This window comes from Mycobacterium sp. E2989, from assembly GCF_001667595.1.
Classification (GTDB): Bacteria; Actinomycetota; Actinomycetes; order Mycobacteriales; family Mycobacteriaceae; genus Mycobacterium.
Genome location: NZ_LZJX01000119.1, coordinates 126100 through 149610, shown reverse-complemented (window position 1 = coordinate 149610; position 23511 = coordinate 126100). Strand labels below are relative to the sequence as shown.

The 23511-nt window shown below is 69.0% G+C and carries 21 protein-coding genes and 3 pseudogenes; 9 read left to right on the top strand and 15 right to left on the bottom strand.

All coding sequences use genetic code 11. The features are described 5' to 3' along the window. Positions 1-275 (top strand): flavin reductase family protein (locus A5680_RS21885; RefSeq protein WP_197499804.1); only part of this gene is annotated, 275 nt, incomplete at its 5' end. Positions 276-277: 2 nt separating this feature from the next. Further along, positions 278-613, top strand: a pseudogene (locus tag A5680_RS21880) (dihydrofolate reductase family protein); the annotation flags it as partial. On the opposite strand, the pseudogene A5680_RS25455 reads toward A5680_RS21880, so the two are convergent. The 5 genes and pseudogenes from A5680_RS25455 to A5680_RS21855 form a co-directional block, all read right to left on the bottom strand. After that, positions 607-906, bottom strand: a pseudogene (locus A5680_RS25455) (flavin reductase family protein); the annotation flags it as partial. The pseudogenes A5680_RS21880 and A5680_RS25455 overlap by 7 nt on opposite strands. Before the next feature lie 46 nt (positions 907-952). Further along, a complete protein-coding gene (locus tag A5680_RS21875) occupies positions 953-1360 on the bottom strand; it encodes an ArsI/CadI family heavy metal resistance metalloenzyme (RefSeq protein WP_055403649.1) in 408 nt (135 codons plus the stop codon). A 24-nt stretch (positions 1361-1384) separates the two neighbouring features. Then, positions 1385-2807: pseudogene (gene arsB / locus A5680_RS21865) on the bottom strand (ACR3 family arsenite efflux transporter). A 50-nt stretch (positions 2808-2857) separates the two neighbouring features. Next, on the bottom strand, positions 2858-3181 hold the full coding sequence (locus A5680_RS21860) for a helix-turn-helix transcriptional regulator (RefSeq protein WP_067823082.1): 324 nt from the start codon (positions 3179-3181) through the stop codon (positions 2858-2860). Positions 3182-3219: 38 nt separating this feature from the next. After that, positions 3220-4467 (bottom strand): APC family permease, encoded by a 1248-nt coding sequence (locus A5680_RS21855; RefSeq protein WP_067823079.1) that lies wholly within the window; start codon positions 4465-4467, stop codon positions 3220-3222. A gap of 178 nt (positions 4468-4645) precedes the next feature. Here A5680_RS21855 and A5680_RS21850 point away from each other — a divergent pair, with 178 nt between their 5' ends. Further along, positions 4646-6100, top strand: coding sequence for a multicopper oxidase family protein (locus tag A5680_RS21850; RefSeq protein WP_067823141.1), 1455 nt, complete (start codon positions 4646-4648; stop codon positions 6098-6100). Between the two features lies 1 nt (position 6101). Here A5680_RS21850 and A5680_RS21845 read toward each other — a convergent pair whose 3' ends face one another. Beyond that, positions 6102-7226, bottom strand: coding sequence for an FAD-dependent oxidoreductase (locus A5680_RS21845; protein ID WP_067823076.1), 1125 nt, complete (start codon positions 7224-7226; stop codon positions 6102-6104). 71 nt (positions 7227-7297) lie between these two features. Between A5680_RS21845 and A5680_RS21840 the strand changes: the two genes are divergently transcribed. Continuing rightward, complete coding sequence (locus A5680_RS21840; RefSeq protein ID WP_197281259.1) at positions 7298-8131, top strand: hypothetical protein; 834 nt, start codon at positions 7298-7300, stop codon at positions 8129-8131. Between the two features lie 4 nt (positions 8132-8135). On the opposite strand, the gene A5680_RS21835 is transcribed toward A5680_RS21840, so the two are convergent. Then, a complete protein-coding gene (locus tag A5680_RS21835; protein WP_067823072.1) occupies positions 8136-9056 on the bottom strand; it encodes a TIGR03619 family F420-dependent LLM class oxidoreductase in 921 nt (306 codons plus the stop codon). 87 nt (positions 9057-9143) lie between these two features. Here A5680_RS21835 and A5680_RS21830 point away from each other — a divergent pair, with 87 nt between their 5' ends. Beyond that, positions 9144-9833: a PadR family transcriptional regulator gene (locus A5680_RS21830; protein WP_055403655.1), complete on the top strand. Its 690-nt coding sequence runs from the start codon at positions 9144-9146 to the stop codon at positions 9831-9833. 148 nt (positions 9834-9981) lie between these two features. On the opposite strand, the gene A5680_RS21825 is transcribed toward A5680_RS21830, so the two are convergent. Further along, positions 9982-11694 carry a 3-ketosteroid-delta-1-dehydrogenase gene (locus A5680_RS21825; protein ID WP_082970451.1) on the bottom strand — a complete coding sequence of 571 codons (1713 nt, stop codon included), beginning with the start codon at positions 11692-11694 and terminating at the stop codon, positions 9982-9984. 101 nt (positions 11695-11795) lie between these two features. Here A5680_RS21825 and A5680_RS21820 point away from each other — a divergent pair, with 101 nt between their 5' ends. Both A5680_RS21820 and A5680_RS21815 read left to right on the top strand, forming a co-directional pair. Further along, entirely contained in the window at positions 11796-12926 is a 1131-nt protein-coding gene (locus tag A5680_RS21820; protein WP_067823069.1) for a Rieske 2Fe-2S domain-containing protein, read from the top strand. 4 nt (positions 12927-12930) lie between these two features. Beyond that, positions 12931-13215 carry a ferredoxin gene (locus A5680_RS21815; protein WP_067823135.1) on the top strand — a complete coding sequence of 95 codons (285 nt, stop codon included), beginning with the start codon at positions 12931-12933 and terminating at the stop codon, positions 13213-13215. A gap of 84 nt (positions 13216-13299) precedes the next feature. On the opposite strand, the gene A5680_RS21810 is transcribed toward A5680_RS21815, so the two are convergent. The 7 genes from A5680_RS21810 to A5680_RS21780 all read right to left on the bottom strand — a co-directional run bounded on the left by A5680_RS21810 (position 13300) and on the right by A5680_RS21780 (position 20568). Next, positions 13300-14376, bottom strand: a complete 1077-nt coding sequence (locus A5680_RS21810; protein ID WP_067823067.1) for a hypothetical protein — start codon at positions 14374-14376, stop codon at positions 13300-13302. Positions 14377-14459: 83 nt separating this feature from the next. After that, entirely contained in the window at positions 14460-15404 is a 945-nt protein-coding gene (locus A5680_RS21805) for an alpha/beta hydrolase (RefSeq protein WP_067823064.1), read from the bottom strand. Between the two features lies 1 nt (position 15405). Then, on the bottom strand, positions 15406-16275 hold the full coding sequence (locus A5680_RS21800) for an SDR family NAD(P)-dependent oxidoreductase (protein ID WP_067823061.1): 870 nt from the start codon (positions 16273-16275) through the stop codon (positions 15406-15408). Continuing rightward, positions 16275-16751 (bottom strand): nuclear transport factor 2 family protein, encoded by a 477-nt coding sequence (locus A5680_RS21795; RefSeq protein ID WP_067823058.1) that lies wholly within the window; start codon positions 16749-16751, stop codon positions 16275-16277. The genes A5680_RS21800 and A5680_RS21795 overlap by 1 nt, the downstream gene beginning before the upstream one ends. A 69-nt stretch (positions 16752-16820) precedes the next feature. Beyond that, positions 16821-17846: an acyl-CoA dehydrogenase family protein gene (locus A5680_RS21790; RefSeq protein WP_231977669.1), complete on the bottom strand. Its 1026-nt coding sequence runs from the start codon at positions 17844-17846 to the stop codon at positions 16821-16823. After that, the gene (locus A5680_RS21785) at positions 17843-18982 is read right to left on the bottom strand and encodes an acyl-CoA dehydrogenase family protein (protein ID WP_055403661.1); all 1140 of its coding nucleotides are present in this window, start codon (positions 18980-18982) and stop codon (positions 17843-17845) included. Before A5680_RS21785 ends, A5680_RS21790 begins: the two co-directional genes overlap by 4 nt. Then, positions 18982-20568 carry an acyl-CoA synthetase gene (locus A5680_RS21780; protein WP_067823055.1) on the bottom strand — a complete coding sequence of 529 codons (1587 nt, stop codon included), beginning with the start codon at positions 20566-20568 and terminating at the stop codon, positions 18982-18984. The genes A5680_RS21785 and A5680_RS21780 overlap by 1 nt, the downstream gene beginning before the upstream one ends. A 102-nt stretch (positions 20569-20670) precedes the next feature. On the opposite strand from A5680_RS21780, the gene A5680_RS21775 reads away from it, so the two are divergent. Together A5680_RS21775 and A5680_RS21770 are read left to right on the top strand one after the other, a co-directional pair. Next, entirely contained in the window at positions 20671-22602 is a 1932-nt protein-coding gene (locus A5680_RS21775) for an NAD(P)/FAD-dependent oxidoreductase (protein ID WP_067823052.1), read from the top strand. Beyond that, positions 22599-23486 (top strand): SDR family NAD(P)-dependent oxidoreductase, encoded by an 888-nt coding sequence (locus A5680_RS21770; protein ID WP_067823049.1) that lies wholly within the window; start codon positions 22599-22601, stop codon positions 23484-23486. The genes A5680_RS21775 and A5680_RS21770 overlap by 4 nt, the downstream gene beginning before the upstream one ends. The last annotated feature ends 25 nt before the right edge of the window (positions 23487-23511 follow it).

Below are 23511 nucleotides of genomic sequence, written 5' to 3'. Positions count from 1 at the left end.
ACCACGACCACCTGGACACCGTGGAGCTGTTCGGCACCCAGACCGGCGACACGACCGATAAGTTCGACCGCTGCTCGTGGCACACCGGCCCGGCGCAGCTGCCCATCCTCGACGACGCGGCGGCCTGGTTCGTCGGCGAGATCCTCGAGCGTTTCTCGCTGGGCGACCACGTCGGGCATCTGCTCGCGCCCGTCGACGGCAGCCCGCCGCGCGAACTGGAGAGCTGGGTGTCCTTCGGCGACGTCCGGCACCTCGAACCCGGCCACGAGGCGTAGCGGTGATCCCCCGGGTGGGCACCGTCGCCGGCATCACCGAGCTCGCGTCGTTCTACGCCGATCCGCCGCAGGGCGTGCGGGCCAACATGATCTTCAGCGCCGACGGCGCCGCCGCGTTCGCCGGCCGGGCCGGCCCGCTGTCGTGCCCCACCGACCAACAGCTGCTGAGGATCCTGCGCGGCTTCGCCGACGTCGTCCTGGTGGGCGCCGGCACCGCGCGCGCCGAGAACTACGGCCCGGTGCGGCTCACCGATTCGGAACGAACCGTGCCGCCCCCGATCGCGGTGATCAGCCGCAGCGGCCGGCTCCCCGAAAGGCTGTTCAGCCGCCCCGAGCAGCGGTCGAACTTATCGGTCGTGTCGCCGGTCTGGGTGCCGAACAGCTCCACGGTGTCCAGGTGGTCGTGGTCGAAGACGTGCACCGCGAGGTGGGTCGCGTCGCCGGCGACCCGGAAGGTGTGGTTCTTCTTCGACAGCCCCACCAGGAATCGGGGCGGGTGGATGCTGGTCTGGCTGGCGAATCCGACCAGGCAGCCCGCCGCGACGCCCCCGGCCCGCGTGGTCACGACGAACATCGGATAGTTGAGCAGGGCGACCAGCTTTTCGAAGGCGTCTTCTCCGGGTTCGGCCATCCGCTCAGTCTTCCCGTTCGGCCCGCGCCGGAATCGCGCGGTGCCCCTAGGACTGGCAGCAGGGTTCGTCGCTGGTTTCTCCGAAGGTCTCGGAGTCGGCGAGCACGGTGTAGACCTCCCAGCGTTCGCCGCCGGGGCTGGTGACCCACACCTTGTCCTGGTTGGCGTAGCAGCAGGTGGTGTCGAGCTCCTCGTCGGTGACCAGCCCGCCCTCGGTGAGGCGGGCGATCTCGGCGTGCACGGTGTCACTCGAGGCGACCTCCACGCCCAGGTGGTTGAGGCTGCCGCCGTGGCCGGGATTCTCCAGGAGCACCAGCTTGAGCGGGGGGTCGGCGATCGCGAAATTGGCGTAGCCGGGTTTGACCTTGGCCGGTTCAGCGTTGAACAGCTTGGAGTAAAACGCGATCGCCTCGTCGAGGTCGTCGACGTTGAGGGCTAATTGCACGCGAGACATGGGGTGTCCTTTCTTCGGTGCGCGCTATGGCGTTGCGGTGGGCAGGAGTTCGGCGATCAGCGCTTGGACGCGCTGGGCGATGTCGTCGCGGATCGCGCGCACGGTGGCCAGCGGCTGGCCTGCGGGGTCGGGCACTTTCCAGTCGCGGTAGGACACTCCCGGCAAATACGGGCAGGTATCGCCGCAGCCCATGGTGATCACGACGTCGCTGGCTTGCACGTCTTCGCCGGTGAGGACCTTCGGGCGGGCCGCGGTCACGTCGATGCCCAGCTCGGCCATGGCGGCGACGGCGACGGGGTTTACCTCGTCGGCGGGTTGCGTTCCGGCGGAACGGACCTCGATGCGGCCGTCGGCCAGCCGGCTCAGCAGGGCCGCCGCCATCTGTGAGCGCCCGGCGTTGTGGACGCAGACGAACAGGACGCTCGGCTTATCGGCCATCGGCGAACACCCGGGAACGCAGCGCGAGCGAAACGTAGACCAGACCCACGAGAACGGGCACTTCGATCAGCGGGCCGACGACCCCGGCGAGGGCCTGCCCGGACGTGACGCCGTACGTCGCGACGGCCACCGCGATCGCCAGCTCGAAGTTGTTGCCGGCCGCGGTGAACGCGAGCGTGGCGGTGCGGGCGTAGCCGAGTCGCAGCGCGAGCCCCAGGGCGTACCCGCCGGCCCACATGATCGCGAAGTAGGCCAGCAGCGGGATCGCGATCCGGGCCACGTCCCACGGGCGGGAGGTGATCTGATGACCTTGCAGCGCAAAGAGAATCACGATGGTGAACAGCAGCCCGTAGAGGGCCCACGGTCCGACGCGGGGGAGGAACCGCGTCTCGTACCAGTGGCGGCCCCGGAACCGTTCGCCGAGCCGGCGCGACGAGTACCCGGCCAGCAGGGGAACGCCGAGGAAGACGAGCACCGCCTTGGCGATCTGCCACGGGGAGACGTGAATGCCGGTTTGGGGCAGGCCCAACCACCCGGGCAGCACCGACAGGTAGAACCAGCCCAGCGCCGCGAACATCACCACCTGGAACAGCGAATTGAGGGCGACCAGCACCGCCGCGGCCTCGCGGTCACCGCAGGCCAGGTCGTTCCAGATGATGACCATCGCGATGCACCGGGCCAGGCCGACGATGATCAGGCCCGCGCGGTACTCCGGCAGGTCCGGCAGCAGCGCCCAGGCCAACGCGAACATCACCGCCGGGCCGACCACCCAATTGAGCAACACGGAGGTGACCATCAGCTTGCGGTCGCCGGTGACTTCGTCGAGCCGGTCGTAGCGAACCTTCGCCAGTACCGGGTACATCATCACCAACAGTCCGATCGCGATCGGCAACGAAACACCTTGAATGGCAACGGCGCCCAGGGCCGAGCCCAGGCCCGGAACGATCCGGCCGAGCGCCAGGCCGGCCGCCATCGCCGCGCCGATCCAGACCGGCAGGAAGCGGTCCATGGTGGACAGGCGGGTCGCGGCCGCGCTGGGGGCCGACGTGTGTGTGCCCGTCACGGCTGCAGCACCGATGAAAGTTGTTGTAGCGCAGCGGGAATCGCCCAGTAGTACACCCAGGTGCCACGCCGCTCGCAGTCCACCAGCCCGGCGGAGCGCAACAGTTTGAGGTGATGGGAGATGGTCGGCTGCGACAGGTCGAAGGTCGCCGAGATCTCGCAGACGCAGGCCTCGCCGCCGGGGCTGCTGGCGATCAGGCTCAACAACCTCAGGCGCACCGGGTCGCCCAGCGCCTTGAACATCGTTGCCAATTCCGACGCGTGGGACTCGGCCATGGCCGCCGTTCCCAGGGTGGGGCAGCATGCCTGCTGTTTCGACATTCTTCTATATAAGCATTTATCGAATCAGTGCGCCACCCCTATTTCGCGCGGACCCGCCGAATCGCGTAGGCGGCGACGCCAATGGCAAGCACCGCCAGGCCGGACACCACCGACGACAGCGGCATCGCGAACGCGAGGACCACGCAGCCGACCAACCCGGTGATCGGAACCGCGCGGTGCGGGCGGCCCTCACCGTGTCCCAGGGTGAACGCGGAAGCGTTGGCCACGGCGTAGTAGATGAGCACGGCGAACGAGGAGAACCCGATGGCGTCGCGCAGGTCGGCGGTGGCGGCCAGGATCGCCACCACCAGGCCGATCAATAGCTCCGCGCGGTGGGGGACACCGAACCGCGGGTGCACGGCGGTCAGCGCGTGGGGCAGGTGGCGGTCACGGGCCATCGCCAGCGTGGTGCGCGAGACGCCCAGGATCAGCGCCAGCAGCGAGCCGAGCGCGGCGACGGCCGCGCCCACCTGCACGACGGGAACGAGCCAGCCCGCGCCGGCCGCCCGCACGGTGTCGACCAGCGGCGCCGTCGCCCGGCCGAGGCGCTGCGGCCCCAGCACCGCGAGCGCGGCCACCGCCACCAGGGCGTAGACGGCCAGCGCGATGGCGAGCGCGACAGGTATCGCGCGCGGGATGGTGCGTGCCGGGTCGCGCACCTCCTCGCCCAGGGTGGCGATGCGCGCGTAGCCGGCAAAGGCGAAGAACAACAGCCCCGCGGCCTGGATGACCCCGCCGACGGTGGCGCCCGACGGGCGGAGGTGGTCGGTGACCGCCGTCCCCGAGGCGAACGCGGCGACGACCACCGCGGCCAGCACGGCCAGCACGAGGGCGACGATGACACGGGTGAGCCACGCCGACTTCTGCACGCCGGCGTAGTTCACGCCGGTGAGCGCGACCACGGCGGCGACGGCCACCGGGTGCGCGTGCGCCGGCCACGCGTAGGCACCGATGGTCAGGGCCATCGCGGCACACGAGGCGGTCTTGCCGACGACGAAACCCCACCCCGCCAGGTATCCGCAGAAGGCGCCCAGCCGCTCGCGGCCGTACACGTAGGTGCCGCCGGAGGCGGGGTAGCGGGCGGCCAGCCGCGCGGACGAGGTGGCGTTGCAGTAGGCCACCACCGCGGCGACCGCCAGTCCCAGCAACAACCCCGAGCCGGCGGCGCGCGCCGCCGGGCCGAGCGCGGCGAAGATCCCGGCGCCGATCATCGAGCCCAGCCCGATCGTCACCGCGTCGAACAGGCCCAGGCTTCGGCGGAGCTCGCCGGTGTCGCTGTCGGACAATCGTTCTCCTCACGCGCGCGCAGACGCCAACCTAGCAGAAGGGATTTGAGGTATTCTCGGCTACGACGGCGGCAGCCCGCCGTTGGCGCCACATACCCGAATCCCGCTGATTGGCAAGCGAATTGGACCGCGGCATCGACTTCCCGTCACCGGTCCTGGACGCTTGTCCCCGGAGGCGATGACGATGTCGCCGGATCGGCGGGAGTTCCTTAAATGGGCCGCGCTGGCCGCGGGCGGAAGCGCCGGGGCCTTGGCCGGCTGCGCACGGTCCGGCGACAAGGCCGACTACACGTTGCGGATCGCCACCGGCGCAGTCGAATTGGCGCCCGGCCACGTCGTGTCGACCCTGACCTACAACGGCCAATTCCCCGGCCCGCTGCTGCGGTTCACCGAGGGCCGGCGGACGGTGGTCGATGTCTTCAACGACACCGATTCCGCCGAGCAGCTGCATTGGCACGGTCAACAGGTGGGCGTCGACGTCGACGGCGCTGCCGAGGAGGGCACACCCTACATCCCCGCGCACGGCATGCGACGGATCTCCTTCGTCCCCGGGCCTGCGGGGTTCCGCTTCTACCACACCCACGTGGTGCCGCGCGCCGACCTGTCGCGCGGCCAGTACAGCGGCCTGGTCGGCCCGGTCTACATCGAGCCCCGCCACAACGGAGGCGGCTACGACCAGGAGATCTTCCTGACGCTCAAGGAATTCGAGCCCTCGCTGAGCCGCGGCGGCGACATGGCCAGCGATTTCCTGGCCGGCGCCCCGGACCCGGATCTGCGGGCGCGGGGCGAATCGTCGATGGCGGCCTCGCTGGCCCGGGGCGACCCGCGCGGCTTCGAAGTGGGCTACGCGGCGTTCGCCATCAACGGCCGCGCGCTCGGCCACGGCGATCCCATCCGGGTGCGCACCGGTCAGCTGGTGTTGCTGCACGTGCTCAACGGCAGCGCCACCGAGACCCGCAGCCTGGCGCTGCCCGGGCACGCCTTCAACGTGATTGCGCTGGACGGCAACCCGGTGCCCCACCCCGCGCCCGTGCCGGTGCTGTGGCTCGGCGCCGGGGAACGCGTCTCCGCGTTGGTGCGCATGACGAATCCGGGGGTGTGGGTGCTGGGCGACCTGGCCGACGATGACCGGGGCCGCGGCATGGGTGTTGTGGTCGAATACGCCGGGCGCGGCGAGGACCCGGTCTGGACCGCGCCGCCGCCGTTCGCGTGGGACTACCGGCTATTCGCGCGCCCCGCGGCCGTCCCGCCGCCCGACCACACCATCGAGCTGCTGATCGAGAAGCGCAACGCCGCCGACGACGGTTTCAACGCTTGGACGATCAACGGCACGGCTTTCGCCATGGCCGCCAACCAGCCCGTGCTCGATGTGCGCCGGGGCGAGCGCTACCGGCTGCGCTTCCGCAATGCCAGCGACGACCTGCACCCGATGCACCTGCACCGGCACACGTTCGAAATCACCGAATTCGCCGGCACGCCCACCGCCGGTGTGCGCAAGGACGTCGCGATGCTGGGCGGCTATCAGAGCATGGACGTCGACTTCGTCGCCGACCAGCCCGGCCTGTCGCTGCTGCACTGCCACCAGCAGATCCACATGGACTACGGCCTGATGTTGCTGCTCAACAGCCGCTGAATCACCCCAGCGGATTGTTCTGCCGCACACCGCGATACATGCCCCACCGGACGATCCACGGCATCACCACCCGTTCGACCGACCACAACGGGAACCGGAACGCGTGGCCGGTCGGCATGAAAACCTCCAGCCCGTCGGGCTGGATGCCCACCAACGACCCCCACCGCCGCGTCGGCGCGCGGTAGGTTCCCAACTTCCCGCCGGTCAGCTCGGCGCGGACGTTGCGGGCCACCAGCGCGTCCCCGCGGTTGCGGGCCGAGCTGCGCAGCGGGTCGGTCGCCGCGACGTCGCCCACCGCGAAGACGCCGCGCTGTCCGGGTACCCGCAGCTCCGGCGTGACCCGGACGAAGCCGCGCTCGTCGAGCAGTTCCGGCGGCAGCCAATCGGTGTTGGGCCGCACCCGCCCGATCGCCCAGAGCACCGCGTCGGCGGCCGCCGTGGGCTGGCCGGAGCTCCAGCGCACCGGCTCGCCGGTGATCTCGTCGCCCGGGAAGCCGTCGGGCAGCACCGCGCGGTGGCCTGGGTGAATGCCGACACCGAGGCCGGCGAGCCGTGCCTGGATCCGTCCCCAGATCCGCGGGTGGTAGGCCTGAAGTGCCGAGTGCCCGGGGAAGTACAGGTCGATCCGCTTGCCCGGCCAGGTGGTGGCCATGTTGAGCGCGCTGCTCACCGCCGCCGCGCCGCCGCCCACCACGATGACCGAGTCGGCGGCGGCCAGCCGGTCATGGGCGGCCCGCAGCTCCGCGCCCACCTCCGCGGCCGACTGCAGCGTCGGCCGGCGCCAGAAGCCGTTGCTGACCCCGGTCGAGATGATCAGCGCGTCGTACTCCTCGGCGAGGGCGGCGCCGTCGGCGCGGGTGCCCAGGACGGTGCGCCCCGACAGGTCGAGCCCGGTCAGCTGCGCCTGAACCGTCCGCACCCCGTCCAGGCGGCGGAACCTGTCGAACGGAATCCAGTAATCGCGGGCCCAATCGTGCGGGCGGGAGAGCCGAACGCCGAGTTCCTGACCACTGACCAGCGCCGGCTTGACGGAAATGCCGACGACGTCGGCGTGACCCGACAACCGGATCGCGGCCAGGACACCAGCGTCTCCGAGCCCGGCAATAACGACGCGCTTGCGGTTCATGTCGCTATCCTGCCTGGCATGAAGTTCGGGCCTGCCGAGTGACCATAGACATCGCCGATCCGCACCGGCCGATGCACCCGCGCGCGCGTGCCGCGTTGCGCGCCGCCGTGCGCGCGTCGGCGCCCCGCCCCGCAGCGGCCCGGCGGGCCGCCAAGGACTTCGAAAAGCCCGGCGCGGCGGCGGTGCTCGCCGAGATCCGGTGGGCGTTCACCTCGCCGCGCACCTGGTTGATGGGCGTGGTCGCCAACGTGATCTTCGCCGCCGCATGGCTGCTGGTGCAGCCGCTGACCGTCGGGCGCCACCACACCGACTGGGTGATCCTGATCGGCACCTACTTCTCGTCGTGGGTGCTGGCCGACGTCACCACCACCAATCTGTTCGGCGCCGACCACTACCGCGTCCTGGCCGGCCTGTCCGACGGCGTGCCGTTCTGGCGGATCCTGGTGATCAAAAACCTTGCCCTGCTTGCGATCGTCGGGCTGCCCACCCTGGTGGCGGCCATGGTGTTGACCCTGTGCCTGGAAACGCCGGGGCGGCTCGGGATCACGATCCCCACCGTCGCGGTGCCGATCGTGTCCTGGTTGGGGCTGGGCAACCTCATCTCCGCGCTGCACCCGGTGGGCGTCGAGCCGCTGACGCGGCGCTGGCGCCAGCGCGCCGATCGGCGCCGCACCGGCGGCTGGATCGCCGCCCTGACCCTGCCCTATGCGGTCTACTACGTCGCCGACCCGATGAACGGGGTGGAGCACCAGGTGCTTTGGACCAAGGTGCCGGCGTTGATCTGGCCGGTGTTCGGCCGCGACACCAAGAGCTTCGTGCACCTGGCCATCGCCGTGGCCGTCTGGGTCCTCGGTACGGCCGTCGCGGTGTTGTGGGTTCGCAGGCGCGGCTTGGCGATTCGATGACGGGTCACGGCACTGCGGGCTTGATCTCCTCGATCACCCACTGCGCGTAGTCGAGGTACTCGTCGACGCCGCCGACGGCGGGAATCGGTACGGCGCTCATCGTCACCCCCTGTTCGGCGAGCCAGCCCAACCGGTCGACGATCGCCTGCGCGCTCATGCCGGGGCGGGCGTTCGGGTCGTCGCGGGCGACGTGTCCTTCGCCGACCCGGTTGGTGCTCAGCCCGTGCATCACCTCGAACGGCCGGCCGTCGTAGGAGGGCTGGGACTTGATGTAGTCGAGCTTTTCGGCGATCCGCTCGGGCGGGGTGAGGAACGGCCACCAGCCGGACGCGAACCGCGCCGCCCGGCGCAGCGCCGCGTCCGCGTCGCCGCCGATCCAGATCGGAAGGTGGGGCCGCTGAACCGGTTTCGGTTCGAACGCGATGCCGTCGAACGACACGTAGCGGCCGTCGAAGCGCGGCGCATCGCTGGTCCACAGTTCGATGATGGCCGCCAGGTACTCGTCGGCGATGCGGCCCCGTTCGCCGAAGGGTACCCCGAGAAGCTCGAATTCCCTTGCCAGCCAACCCACCCCGAAGGTGACCATCATCCGGCCCCCGCTCATCCAGTCGGCGGTGGCCAGAGCCTTGGCCAGGCCGATCGGCTGGTGCAGCGGGAGGATGGTGACGCACGAGTTGACGGCGACCCGCTCGGTCGCCCCGGCGATGTAGGCCTGGGCCGCGGTCGAGTGCAGGTAGTGCGGCCCCGACAGCCCGACGTGCTCGGCGGGGATGACGAAATGCTCGGGGACGGCGATCATGTCGTAACCCCAGCGGTCGGCGCATTTGACCATCCGGGTCTGGTCGGGCCCCGTGACCGCGGCCTCCCAGGGCTGCGTCATCGCGGGCAGGCGCACCATGTGCGGCAGGGGGAAGGCGAACTTCATCTTTTAGTGCTCCTGCTAGCCATCACCGCATCCCGCCCAGCGGTCCGCGTCAAACCGATCCTCGTCTTGGGTTGTTAACCTTGCGCCGTGGACTCCGAACCGGACCCTACCGGCGAAAACAAGTCGAAGGCGGCGCTTGCCGCCACGAGTTGGGCGCTGCTGGGCATGATGTCCTACGAGGAGGAGGTCTCCGGCTACGACCTGAAAAAGTGGATCGACTGGAGCGTCGATCTGTACTACTGGAGCCCGTCGTACAGCCAGATCTACACCGAGCTGAAGAAGCTCGAGGGGCTGGGCCTGGTCACCTCACGGGTCGAGCACGACGAGGGCACGCGCAGTCGCCGGCTCTACAAGATCACCCCCGCCGGGATGGCCGCCGTCACCGACTGGACCAACAACGCCCCGGTGGACCCCCCGGTGCTCAAGCACAGCGTCCTGCTGCGCGTGACGTTCGGTCACCTGAGCAACCCGGCCCGGCTCAAGGAGCTGCTGGCCGAACACGTCGCCTACGCCGAAGCCAGGCACCGCAAAGCGGTCGAGGACGCCGACGGCGCCGAGGCCCAACCCGCGTGGGCGTATTCGGTGATCGCGCTGCGCTGGGCGGCCAAGTACTACGCGGCGGAGCGCGAATTCGCGCTCGAACTGATGAAGGACATCGACGAGGCGGACGCCATCCTGAAGAAGGCGGCCAAGGGGGGCTTCGGGCAGCCGCGCCCGATGCCCGGCTACTGGCGTGAAGTCGAGAAGCAGGTCGAGGCCAAACGCAAAGCGGACTGATCGGATGGCGGCGACCCGTCCCCCGCAAGCGGGAGGTACCCCCATCGCCCGGCCTCGCCGCCCTCGCGATCGCCGCGATGGCGGCGACCCGTCCCCCGCAAGCGGGAGGTACCCCCATCGCCCGGCCTCGCCGCCCTCGCGATCGCCGCTAGCCCGTCGCCTCTCGGGCCGCCGCATCGCGGGCCGCGATCAAGCCGTACACCAGGCCCTGCGCGATCGTCGCCCCCGCGCCCGGGTACGTCGTGCCGAACGCGTTGGCGGCGGTGTTGCCGATCGCGTACAGGCCGGCGATCACGCTGCCATCCTCGCGGAGCACCCGTGCGCGCTCGTCGGCCTTCAGTCCGCCGCATGTGCCGAGGTCGCTGAGCACCATCTGCACGGCGTAGAACGGGCCCCTGAGCAACGGGCGCAGATTGGGGTTCGGCTTGATCGTGGGGTCGCCGTAGTAGCGGTCGTAGGCGCTGCGCCCCCGGCCGAAGTCGGGATCCTCACCCGCAGCGGCGTTTTCGTTGAAGCGAGTCATCGTCTCGCGGAAGTCGGGCGCCGGAACGTTCATCCGGGCGCCCAGCGCGCCGAGGTTGTCCGCCCGCACCGCGATGCCCGCGTCGTACCAGGCCTGCGGGATGCGCATGCGCGGGAACAGTTCGGCGCCAAAGACATAGCTGTTGCGGTACCGCTGGTCGAACACGATCCACATCGCGTCCACGGGGCTGCCCGACTGCTCCAGCTCGAGCAATCGCTGGCCGAACGACATGTAATCCGCGGACTCGTTCGCGAAGCGGCGGCCGTTCTGGTCGACGATCAGACTTCCCGGCAGGGAACGTTCGGCCAGCATCACCGCCGGCGCCCTGCCCGGCAGGGGCGCGATGGCGGGAAACCACCAGGCCTGATCCATCAACGCGATGTCGGCGCCGCATTCCTGCCCCGCACGAATGCCGTCGCCCGTGTTGGATGGGGCACCCAGGCTCAGATTGGCGCCCAGCGACTCGGACTGAAACTTCCACCTCATGTCCATGCTGTGGTCGAAACCGCCGGTTGCCAGCACCACTCCGCGCCGGGCGGTGATCGTCACCTCGCGCCCGTCATGGTCGACGACCGCGCCCGTCACGCGCTTGCCGTCGCCGTCCAGGCGCACGAGCGGGCAGCCGGTCCACACCGGGATACCGGCGCGCAGCACCCCCGCGAACAGCCCGGCCATCAGACCCTGGCCGCCCGCGGCGTAGCGCCGACCGATCAGCCTGCCGCCGAGGCCCTGCGCCACCCGCTTGCCGAACGTCGGAATGCCCTTGCGCGGCACCCGGGCCACGAGGTTCATCCACCGGTAGTCGGCGCCCGTGGTCGGTATCGAGACGCCGGCCTCGAGCACGCCGGGCCGCAACCGGGTGCGGTACCGGCCGAGGATCGAGGTGTCAAAGGGGTGGCATTCGCACGTCCGGCCCGCCGCGCTGCCACCCGGCTCCTCGGGGTGGTAGTCGGAGTAGTCACGGGCCCAAAACAGCCGCAGCGGGGTGGTTCGGCGCAGCATGTCGACCGTCGCCGGCACCTGAGCCAGGAATTCCGCCGATCGTTGCGGTGGGGCCGAACCCGCGACCACCGAGTCCAAATACGCGGCGGCGCGCTCGCGGGAGTCCCCGGCGCCCGCTTCTCGCAGCACGGGGCTGACGGGTAGCCACAACGCGCCGCCCGACCGGGCTGTCGACCCACCCACGTGCGACGACTTCTCCACGATCAGCACCGACAGCCCGAGTTCGCGGGCGGCCAATGCCGCGGCCATGCCGGTCCCGGACCCGATCACCAGCAGGTCGACCGTCGTATCGGCCACGGGAAGCCCGGCGGGAATCGTCGTGCTCTGGGGGTTCACGCGCAAACCGTATGCCGACGCCGCCCGGCAGCGGAAGAGGCGTCCTGATCAGTGGGAACAAGCGGCCCCGCGAACGGGCGGACGGGAGTTTAATCTTCCCCATGACGACGCAGTCCGAGGTCGACGAGATTCGGCAGATCGAAGCGCAGGCCGTGCCGACGCGGTACGCCCGCGGCTGGCACTGCCTGGGCTTGATCCGGGATTTCGGCGATGGCAAGCCGCACGCGGTCAACGCCTTCGGGCAAAAGCTCGTCGTCTTCCGCGGCGCGAACGGCACCATCAACGTCCTCGACGCCTTCTGCCGGCACATGGGCGGTGATCTTTCGCAGGGCGAAGTCAAGGGGGACGAGATCGCCTGTCCGTTCCACGACTGGCGCTGGGGCGGGGACGGTCGGTGCAAGCAAGTGCCCTACAGCCGGCGCACGCCGAAGCTGGCGCGCACCGGGGCGTGGACCACGCTGCAGCAGGACGGAATGTTGTTCGTGTGGAACGACCCGGAGCGCAAACCGCCGCCGCCGGAGGTCACGATCCCGCGCATCGAGGGCGCCACCAGCGACGAGTGGACGGACTGGCACTGGTACACCACCGTCGTGCAGAGCAACTGTCGCGAGATCATCGACAACGTGGTGGACATGGCCCACTTCTTCTACATCCACGGCTCGTTGCCCACGTACTTCAAGAACATCTTCGAGGGGCATGTGGCCACGCAGTACATGAACGGCGGGAGTCGTCCCGACATCGGGAGCCCCGAGGGGACCACGATGCTGGGGACCACGTCGGTGGCGTCCTACTACGGGCCGTCCTTCATGATCGACGACCTGACCTACCACTACACCGACGGCGACGCCAAGACGATTCTGATCAACTGCCATTATCCGATCGACTCGAATTCCTTTGTGCTGCAATACGGAATCATCGTCAAGAAGTCGGACAACCTGCCCGGCGATGAGGCGCTGAAGACCGCGGTCAGCCTGGGTGACTTCGTCAAGATCGGGTTCGAACAGGACGTCCAGATCTGGCGACACAAGGCGCGCATCGACAACCCGCTTCTCGTCGAGGAGGACGGCCCGGTCTACCAGTTACGCCGCTGGTACCAGCAGTTCTACGTCGACGCCGCCGACGTCCAACCGGATATGGTGGACCGCTTCGAGTTCGAGCTCGACACCACCAGGCCCTACGAGGCGTGGATGAAAGAGGTCGAGGCCAACATGGCCGCGCAGGGCGCCGGCTAGTGTGATGTCGCTCGATTCGTCTGCGCGGCAGGACAATCGCCTCGACGAGATGCCGATGCGCCCCGTGGGGTGCCGCAGGTGCGGGGCGCAGGTGCTTGCTCGCAAAAGCAGCTGGAACCAGACCAGCGTGCAGTGGAACGCCGATGCGACGGCCCGGTGCGTCGAGCGTGCGGACGCCGTCCGGATCGCCGGCGACCACCGCGTGGTGTTCCTGGCCTGCTCGGCACTGCGGGAATCGATCGAGCGCGCCGTCGCGGCCGGCGAGCTGTCGATCGTCGACGGCGCATGACCCATCTTCCGCCGAGCGTCGAATTATCGCGCCGTTGAAGGCCTTTCACCCAAACAATTCGACGCTCGACGGTGAGGTTTTCGGTCATGCGAGCTGGAATGCGCTGATGGGTGCCTCTTCGGGGTAAAGAGCAGGGCCGCCCAGGTCGTAGCCGGCGTTGAGCGCGCTGATGAACGCCGGGTCGTGCAATGGTTCGCTGGGGATGTCGAGCTTGATGCCCCTGCCCTTGAGGTCGTCGACCATGATGTCGATGGCCTTCTCGATGGTCAGGTCGTGCGAGCCCTCCATGTTCTTCTTCAGCTCGTCGTGGTCGGTGAATACCTCGGCCGACCAGTGCACCAGGAACCGCAATTGGTCGGTGTGGTGGCGGGCGATCACCTCGTCGCCGTTCTTGAGCAACCACTGATTCGGGTCCTCGGGGTCGCCGGAAAAGACGGTGTCGAAGGACAACCCGGCCGGAATTTGGTGCTCGAGTGGCCCGCTCGCTTCGCCGCGGTGCACCATCATCTCGTTCTGCACCACCACGCCGCGGTTGTTGATCGGCGGCAGAACGCGTTTGGGGGCCTTGAGCGGACCATCGGGCCAGTAGGTGAACCCGCTGCCGGGGTCGAGCGAGAACCACGTGATCACCTGCGCCATCTTGACCAGGTAGTCGCCGAACAGGCCGGACTTGCCCATCACGCTGGTGAGCCAGGTCGGCGCGTTCTCGTGACGCACGCCGCGAAAGCTCGGCGAGTCCAGATGTCCCGGGTCGCGGTTGGCGCACGGCCCGTTGATGTTGAACAGCATCAGCTGGGGCTTGGCGTACTGGGCGTTCCAGTAGCTTTTGGCCATCTCGAGGAACCGCGCGTTGTAAAAGCAGTCGTGCAGCTCTGGGTAGAGCACCGCGCCGTAGTTGGCCAGGTAGCCGCGGAAGGTCGGTGTCAGGAACAGGTCGAGCGATGGGGTGAAGCCTTCTGGGAAAAGGCCGCTCATGGTGGCGATCAGCTCATCGGGCGACGCGAAGTGTTGCGCGATGATCAACCGCCACGGCCCCTCGGTGCGTACCACATCCAGCAGGCGTTCGCGTTGGTCGTCGGTATAGACGTTGTCGACCTCGCGGGGCGGCGCGGCGGGCCGCAACACGTCGGAAAGCTCCATCCGCCGGTCGTCGGTGAGCATCGGCTGTCTCCTTTTGCAGTTCGTGCCCTGATTGTGGGCGGGGCGATTCCGGTGCGGGGGGCCATGGCCCGGTCACCGGGACGTCAAGCCCGAACCGGATGGCCGAACTTGGCCCGCAGGAGCGCGCCGATCTCGGCGATGGCCAGCCGGCCCCGCGCCGTGGCGTCGGAACGCATCAGAAATCCGTGGCACATCCCGGGATAACGGGTCAGGGTGGTCTGCACGCCGGCGTCGCGCAGCCGTGTCGCATACCGCTCACCCCAATCCCGGATCGGGTCGCACTCCGCGGTGACGACGATCGCCGGGGGGAGGCCGGCAAGCTCGGATGCGTAGGCGGGCACCAGGTACGGGCTGGTGGGCGGGCCCGCGTCCCCGTCGGCCAGGGAGTGCATGTACTCGATGTCGTCGCGGCTGAGCATCGGGGCGTCCGCCAGGGCGGTGACGGACGGGGCCGTCATGTCGCGATCCAGGCCCGGATACAGCAGCACCTGCACGCCGATCGGCGGACCGCCACGGTCGTGCGCGGCGAGCGCAACGCCGGCCGCCAATGCGCCGCCCGCGCTGTCGCCGATCACCCCGAGCCGTTCGGGGTCGACCCCCAGCTGACGAGCATTCCGTGACACCCATTCCGTCGCGGCGTACGCATCGTCGAACTGCGCGGGCGGCGGCCACTCCGGGGCCAGGCGGTAGCCGACCGCGACGACGGTGGCTGCAGACGCCGCGGCCAGCTCACGGGCCAGCGGCTCGAATGAGTGGTTCGACCCCATCACCAGCCCACCGCCGTGCAAATACACCAGCACGGGTCCACCGCTTCCGGCGTCGGGGCGATAGACCCGTGCCGGGATGTCACCCGCCGGACCGGGAATGGCTGCTTCCGTGACGGCGGCCATCTCGGCCATCGACTCGGGCGGTGGCGCGGATTCGAGCGCGGCGCGCACGGCCGCGAGCCCGCGCTGGCGCATCGGTGGAACATCACCGAACGAAGCGACGCGGGCGGCGGCGTCGGGGTCCAGCTGGCAGGCCCCCATGTCAGAGCCGCTGCGCACCGAACCGGCGTTCCGTGCGCAGCACGGGCCGTCGTTGCGCGGCAAGCACTTCCGCGCGCTCCGCCATCGCCGACCCCACTTCCGGGTGAGTGAGCAGGTAGAAGCGGCCTTCGGCGGCCTGTTGGAACAGTGTTTCGGCGGCCGCCAACGGGTCCATCGCCACCGCTTTGATGTCGAGCATCGCTTCGCGATGCGTCTCCGCGGCGCCGACATCAGCGGCCGCCGTGGCGTCGACACCCCCCGCGGATTCGAAGATGTTGGACACCACCGGCCCGGGCAACACCGCCTGCACATGGATGTGGTGGTCGTGTCCCGCCAATTGGACCTCGGTGCAAAGGCATTCGGTCATGGCCAGCACGGCGTGCTTGCTCACGAGGTAGGGCGTCTGCAACGGCATCGTCACTACGGCGCCGACCGACGCAACGTTCCACACCCACGCCTGCTCGTCGACGGCCATCATCTTCGGCAGAAACGCGCGCACGCCGTAGAAGACTCCGCTGATGTTGATGTCGACGACGCGCTGCCAGTTCGTCACCGGCGTGTCCCACAGATAGCCGAACTGTTCGATACCGGCGTTGTTCACCAGCAGCCGCACCGCGCCGAAATCCCGATAGACCCGGTCCGCGAGGTCCTGCACCGCCTCGGGATCACGCACGTCGCAGACGATGTCGACGGCCGTCCCTCCGGCCGCGCACAGTTCGTCGCGCAGCGCGGCGATGCCGTCGGCGTCGATGTCGGCGAGCGCCGTGGTCATGCCCAGCCGGTGGGCGTGCCGCGCCAAACCGGCACCGATCCCGGATCCGGCGCCGGTGATGACGGCGACGCCGCCGGCGAAGATGCCGCGGGCGGTCATCAGGGGGTGGTGCTGTCGGCGTGCAGGTCCGCCAGCAGGACCGAGTTGGTCGCATCGAGAACGACGTCCATCTCGCTGAACTGCAACCCATCGTCGCCACGCCGGACGGCGACGTCGACAACCCCGCTGGAAACCGCGAACGGCACGTAATTGGCGATCTGGTTGACGAGGATGTAGAACCGCGCGCGGATGACGTCACCGTCGGCGCCGGTGCGGTGGATGTTGGTGGCGTGGTGGCGCAGCGGGTACGGGCTCTGCATGCGGTGCTGGGACAACCACTGGATCACCGCGTCTCGGCCGTTGAGTTCGGGAGACATCAGGTCCTCGAAAGGACTTGCGCCCGAGTCACTTCTGGTCACATAGCGCACGTCATGGGCGTATCGGAGCGCCAGCTCGTCGTAGTGGGCCTCGTCGTAGTGGTACCAGAACTCGCCGATGAACTCCTGCAGTTCCGACAGCGTGATGTCGTGGTTCATGGCATCGAATGAAACTCCACTGTGGGCGCGACGGCACGGTGACCGCCCGATGAGTGGAACACATCCGCATCACTCCGTGATGAGGCTCCACAAACCCCCGGCGCTCACGCGCATGGCGGCCTCGGTGACGACGTCGTCCCAGTAGCGCATCGAACCGAACTCCGACCGCCACGCCAGCGCGGCCCTGGTGAATTCGTGCAGGCGGTGCTCGCGGGTGGTGCCGATGGCGCCGTGCACTTGGTGGGCGTTCCTCACCACCACGGAGGTCGCGTGGCCCGCACACGAACGCGCCGCGGCCACCAGGAATTCCAGCGTCGGGCTCGACCACTCGCCCCGGACGCCGGCCGCCAACGCCGCCTCGGTCGCGGCCCGGGCGAGCGCGGCCTCGGCGGCAACGTCGGAAACCAGGTGCTGAACCGCTTGGAACTTCGCCAGCGGGCGCCCGAACTGCGTTCGCGAGGTCACGTGCTCGATGCAGAGTCCCAGTGCTTCGTCCAGGGCGGCGCACACCTGGATCGCCCGCACCAACCCCGACCTCAGCCGCAGCTGGCTGACCAGGGTCGGGCCGATGGGCGTTCCCTGCAGGCCGGAGAGCTCGGCGGCCACGGTGTCACGTGGTTCACCGATCGAATTGGCGCCGGGGGTGATGGTGAGCATCTCGGCCGCGGCGTCGGCGACGCGGTACTGCCCGTCGGCGCGCCATACGACCACCACGCGTTCGGCCGTGCTCGCCCATGGCACGTGCGTCGCGACGCCGCGCGTGTCGACCACGCAGACTGTGCGCGCCGCGCCGTCGGCGCCCAATCCGCTGGCGTCCAGGAGCCAGCACGCCAGCAAGTCGTGCTCCGCCAGCGGAATTCGAATACCGTTGCGCACCGCCGCGTTCAGCAGTTCGGCCGCCTCGTACCACCCGGCCCCGCTGCCGCCGTGCTCGACCGCACCGGTGAGGCGCAGCAGACCAAGCTCAGCGAGCTGCCGCCACAGACCGGAGCCCCGCTCGACGATCGTTTCGCTCCCGAGCTTTTCGCGGTGAGCGCCGAAGACGGCGCCCATCATGTCGGCCAGGGCTTCGTCGACGGAAGGCCCGGCGCTCACCGCAGCCCCAATGCGCGGGCGATTACCCCGCGAAGCACCTCGTTGGTGCCACCGCGCAGGGTGAATCCCGGCCGTTGATCCACGCCGGCACGCACCAACGCGGCGAAGATCCGGTCGGGGGAGTCCTGCAGGTCGGCGAACTCCGCGATCTCGCCCTCGGTGGTCGTGCCGAGCACCTTGACCAGGGCGGCGGGGATATCGGCCGGCTCGCGCCGTTCCAACGCGCCGGCAACCGCGGTGGACATGTGATGCAGACCGGCGACTCGCGCGACGAGCCTCCCCAGCTCCGCGTTGCGGGGAATGGCGTTCGCGGCCATCCGGTCGGCGCAGGCCGCGAGCAGGACGAACGTCGACAGGTACCGCTCGGGTCCGCTGCGCTCGAAGCTCAGCTCGGAAGTCACCTGCCGCCAGCCGTCACCGATTGCGCCGAACACCATCTCGTCGGGGACGAACGCCTCATCGAGTATCACCTCGTTGAAGTGGTGGGCGCCGTTCATCGACACGATCGGGCGCACGTCGACGCCGGGCCCCCGCAGGTCGACGATGAATTGGCTCAGTCCGGCGTGCCGGTGCTCTGGATCCAGTGGCGCCGTGCGGGCGAGCACGATGAACGCGTGCGCGAGGTGCGCCCCGGACGTCCACACCTTGGTGCCGGTCAGCGACCACCCGCCGTCGACGCGCAGCGCCCTGGTGCGCACGCTGGCCAGGTCGGAGCCGGACTCCGGCTCGCTCATGCCGATGGCGAAGAAGCACTCGCCGCGCACGATCCGCGGCAGGAAGGCCAGCTTCTGTGACTCCGTGCCGTATTTCAGCAATGACGGCACGATCTGCCGGTCGGCGATCCAGTGCGCGGCGACGGGGGCGCCGGCGGCGAGCAGCTCCTCGGTGACGGCGAACCGCTCCAGAAACGAGCGCCCGTGGCCGCCGTATTCGACGGGCACCGTCATTCCCAACCAGCCGCGCGCCGCGAGCGCGGCGGTGAAGTTTTCGTCCCATCCCGACAGCCAGGCGTCCACCGACGGGGTGAACGCCCCGGCGGCCAGTTGGTCGTCCAGGAACTGCCGCACCTCGTCGCGAAGGTCCTGTGTCGACAACGGGTCGAGCGCGATCGGCGGCACCAGCCGGGAAGAGGCCATCACCGTATCTTCCACCCCGAGCTGAATCGCTCGCGCAGCACGCGTTTCAGCAGCTTGCCGCTGGGGTTCTTCGGTAGGGAATCGACGAGGAAGATCCGCTTCGGTGTCTTGAACCCGGCCAGGTGCGCGCGGCAGTGCGCGAGTACGTCGTCCTCGGCGAGGTCGACGCCGTCGCGCAGCACCACCGCCGCGACGACGGCCTCGACCCAAATAGGGTGGGCCAGGCCGAAGACCGCGACTTCTTCGATGCCGCCGTGCCGGTAGATGACCTCTTCGACTTCCCGGCTTGCGACGTTTTCCCCGCCGGTCTTGATCATGTCCTTCTTGCGGTCCACGACATGGAGCAGCCCGTTCTCGTCGTAGTAGCCGAGGTCGCCGGAGTGGAACCAGCCGCCCCGGAAGGCCTCGGCGGTCTGCTGCGGATCGTCCAGGTAGCCCAGCATCAAATGCGGGCTGCGATGGGCGATTTCACCGACTGTTCCGGAGACGACGGACTTGTCCGCGTCGTCCAGGATCGCGGTCTCCACGTTGGCGACCGGCCGCCCCGCCGAACCCGCGTGCGCGTCCTGTTCGTCGGGCCCGAGCGCGGTGGCCAGCGGCGCCATTTCGGTTTGGCCGTAGAAGTTCCACAACCTCATGCGCGGCAGGCGCTCCCGAATCTCGTTGAGGATTTCGACCGGCATCGCCGAGGCGCCGTAGTAGCCCTTGCGCAGGCTGGACAGGTCGACGGTGTCGAAGAGGGGTGATCGCAGCAACGAGATCCACACCGTCGGTGGGGCGAAATAGTTGGTGACGGCGTAGCGCTCGATGGTGCGCAGGACGAGTTCGGGGTCCGGCCGCGGCAGGATGATGCTGGTGGCGCCTAGATAGACATCGGTGGCCAGGAAGTTGTCGAGTTGCGCGCAGTGGTAGAGCGGCAGCGAATGGATCTCGACGTCGTCGGCGGACATGTCGCCGGCCAGGATCGTGCTGATGTAGTTCCACATCAGGCTTCGGCTGGTATGCATGGCGCCCTTGGGGCGCGATTCGGTGCCGCTGGTGTACATCAGGCGCAGCAGCTGGTCGTCATCGATGTGGGGGCGTGGGGCCGTCGAGGTGGTGCTCAGCCACTCGGCGAAGTCGGGCCAGCCGACCGGCGCGGACCGCCCGGGCGGCGCCAGCGCCGCCTTCGTCGTCACCGAGCCACCCAGTCGCATGGCTTGCTCCGCGGTGGGTGTCAAGTCCGCTTCGACGATGAATCCCCGTGCGCCACTGTGGCCGAGGATGTAGGAGACCTCCTCGGCGGTGAGCATGAAGTTGACCGGGACGAGGACCACCCCCGCCCGCGCCGTGGCGAACGCCAGTACGGCATATTGCCAGCAGTTGTGCGACAGGAGGGCCAACCGATCGCCGGCCCGAAAACCGTTGTCGCCCAACGCCGCGGCCGCGCGGTCTACCAGGTTCTCGAAGTCGGCGAAACTCAGCACGACGTCGCCGTCGACAATCGCGATCTTGTCCGGGTGCCTGCGCGCCGACCGGCGGGGGATATCGCCGAGCGCGTGGCCGCGGGCGCGCGCGACGCTGACGTCCAACTCGCCCAACTGCATGCCGGCCACCGTAGGCGCCGACACTCGACGGTTTGTCCCCGGTGTCCCGCTGAGTAGACAAGGGCCACCCGATGCCGACGGGCGGCGGCGATACTCGGCGTCATGAGCACGGGCGCAACCGCGAGAGCCGACCGCACCGGGCCCGTGGGCGTCGATCGCGACGAACTGCGGGCCAACCTGCTTCGCGCCGACCCCGGCGTGCTCGTCGCGGTGCTGGCGCAGCTCACCGGTGACCCCGGGGTGGTCGACCGCTTCGCGCCGAAGATCACCCACGTGCCCGACCCGCCGGAGCAGGCGGGCACGACCGACCCGGAGACGCGGGCGGCCATCGTCGAGGCTATGGTCAGCGCGCTGCAAGTGCCCCGGCCCCCGCACGCCGCCCGGGCCGACGACCCCGACCTGTTCGCGCGGATCGCGCCGGTCGCGCTCGGCGGAACGATCGACCCCGAATACCTCCCGCTGCTGTTGGAGCAGGGCGGATTCCAACCGCCCCAGCCGGTGCTGCCTCGCACCGCGAAGCTCCCCGACGACTTTCGGGTGGCGATCATCGGCGCCGGCATCGCGGGATTGACCGCCGCGTTGGAGTTGGCCGACGCCGGCGTGAACTTTGAAATCTTCGACCGCCACGACGAGGTCGGTGGCACCTGGTACACGACCACCTATCCGGGTATCGGCGTGGACACGCCCTCGGCGTACTACTCGTTGTCGCGCGACATCAACGGCGATTGGTCCAGCTATTACCCGATGGGGTGGGAGTATCAGTCCTATCTGGTGTCGGTGGCCGACAAGTACCGACTGCGGCAACGCACCCGCTTCGGTACCGAAGTCGAAGCCCTTCGGTGGGACGACGAGCGTCAGCAGTGGCAGATCCGTGCGGTGGGCCCCGGCGGTGCCAGCGAGATCAGCTACGCCAATGTGGTGATCCCGGCCGCCGGCTACCTCAACCGGCCACGCTGGCCGCAACTGGACGGAAGGGGGACTTTCGCGGGAGTCGAAATCCATTCGGCGCGGTGGGATCCCGGCCTCGATCTGACCGGCAAGCGGGTTGCCATCATCGGTGCCGGATGCACCGCGGTGCAGATCGTCGACGCGTGCGTCAATGAGGTGTCGCACCTGACGGTGTTCCAGCGCCAGCCGCACTGGGTGGCGCCGCGGCGGCGGCTGACCGATGACGTGCCCGACTATCAGCGGTGGCTGGGCACCCGGTTGCCGTTCTACGCCAATTGGATTCGGCTCAAATCCTATTGGGGAACCGCGGACAACAACTATCCCGTGATCTTGTACGACGCCGAATGGGCGCGCGACCATCTGTCCATTTCGCAGGCCAACGACGCGCTGCTGCAGATGTGCCTGAAGTACATCGACGACGTTTTCGGCGCGGGCAGCGAACTCGCCCGGAAGGTCACGCCGGACTTCGCGCCCTACGGCAAGCGGATCATCCGGGATCCCGGCGGGTACTACGCGGCGCTGGCCCGCGAGCACGTCGACGTCGAAGCGAGCGAACCCGCCCGTGTCAACGAGGCGGGCATCGTGACGGCCGACGGCAGGCAGATCGACTTGGACGTCATCGTCTACGCGACCGGCTATCATCTGGATTTCCTGTCCACCATGGACATTGAGGGGCGCGGCGGCAAGAGGCTGGCCGAGGAGTGGGGCAACCGGCCGCGGGCCTACCGCGGTGGGACCGTCCCCGGGTTCCCGAACTTGTTCATCTCGTCGGCGCCCAACTACAGCCCGGGACACGGCGCGGGACACAATTTCGGCGTCGAGGTGATGGTGCACTACGTGATGGAATGCCTCCAGCTGATGGCGCTGCGAGCGGCGTCGACCATCGAAGTGAAGCAGCGCGCTTACGACGACTACGTCGCCGACATCGACGCGACGATGGAGGGCACCGTGTGGTGTCACACCCCGTCCGCGCACACGTACTACCGTTCGGGCGGTGGGCGGATCGTGACGGCCTTCCCTTACCGGCTGCTCGACGTATGGCGTGATCACCGGGTACCCGTTGAGGGCGATTTCGAGTTGCGATGACCGGGTTGCTCTCCGGGAGGACGGCTTTGGTCACCGGCAGTAGCCGCGGGATCGGCCGGGCCATCGCCTTCCGCTTAGCGGCGGAAGGCGCCACCGTGGCGGTCACGGCCCGCTCGCACGACGCGTCGTCGTCCGTGCGCGGTGGAGCGGCCAGCACGCTGCCCGGCACCATCGGCGAGACGGTCGAGTTGATCGAGGCCGCCGGCGGGAACGCGTTCGCCGTCGCGGCCGACCTCGAGGATGCCGGGCAGCGCAACGGGCTGATCGACGAGGTGGTCGACCGCGCCGGCCGCATCGACATCCTGGTCAACAACGCGGGTTTCGCGGACTACTGTCTGGTGGAGGACATGAGTCTGGAAACGTTCGACCGCACGGTGGAGCACTACCTGCGCACACCGTTCGTTCTGACCAAAGCCGTTGTACCGCAGATGCGCAAGCGGGGCGCGGGCTGGATCGTCAACATCGGCTCGGTGACCGGCGTCGCCCCGGTGCGACCGTATCGCGACTACAACAAGACCTCCGGCGACGTGATCTACGCGTCGTGCAAGGCCGCGCTGCATCGCTTCACCCAGGGCGTCGCCGCCGAACTGCTCGATGCCGGCATCGCGGTGAACTGCGTCGGCCCGTCGACGGCCGTTCGCACACCCGGTGCGGCCCAGCTCATTCCGGATGGCTTCCCGACCGAGCCGGTGGAATACCTGGCCGAGACCGTGCTGGCGATGTGCCACCTGCCGGCCGCCGAGCGCACCGGACTCGTCGCGTTCAGCCTGCACTTTCCCTGGTCGCAGCAACTGCCCGTGCATAGCCTGGATGGCACCCGATTGTTGCCGCCGTTGCCGCCACCGCCGACGGCCAATCCGAATATCAGGGCCGCGGGGCTCTAACTGGGGTCAAATGCGAGTGGCCTGG